This is a genomic window from Microvirga sp. KLBC 81 (assembly GCF_003075415.1).
Taxonomy (GTDB): domain Bacteria; phylum Pseudomonadota; class Alphaproteobacteria; order Rhizobiales; family Beijerinckiaceae; genus Microvirga.
Window position 1 is genome coordinate 1 of sequence record NZ_QDAH01000357.1, and the last position, 500, is coordinate 500.

Annotated in this window: 1 protein-coding gene; it reads left to right on the plus strand. The window is 70.6% G+C overall.

What is annotated here, in order from left to right; genetic code table 11:
• Positions 1-500: FAD-binding oxidoreductase (locus DC522_RS34195; RefSeq protein WP_245444801.1), on the plus strand; the 500-nt coding region annotated here is incomplete at both ends.

Below are 500 nucleotides of genomic sequence, written 5' to 3' on the forward strand. Positions count from 1 at the left end.
GAAGAGGCGGCCCAGGGCTATGCGCTGGCCTGCCAGGCGCGGCCGCGCAGCGATCTGTGCATCAGCGTCGCCAACCCGCGCCAATTCGCCGAGCCGCGGCGCCTGGACGCCACCGTGCATCGCATCGCCGCGCTGTGCGACGACGTCATCCACCTGACGCTGGCGCTGCCGCCGGACACGCCGCTCGATTACGCGCCGGGCCAGTACATGAACGTGGTGTTGCCCGACGGCGCCACCCGCAGCTTCTCGATGGCCTCGGCGCCCGCCGGCAACCTGGTGGATTTCCACGTGCGCCGCATTCCGGGCGGCCGCTACACCGACCAGTGGCTGGGGCAGGCGCGGCCGGGCGCGGCGCTCGAGATCGAGGCGCCGCTGGGCGTGTTCAGCTATCACGAGGAAGATTGGCGGCCGATGATCATGATGGCCACCGGCACCGGCATCGCGCCGATCAAGGCGATCCTGGAATCGTTGCTGGACAACGACGACTGCCCGCCGGTGAC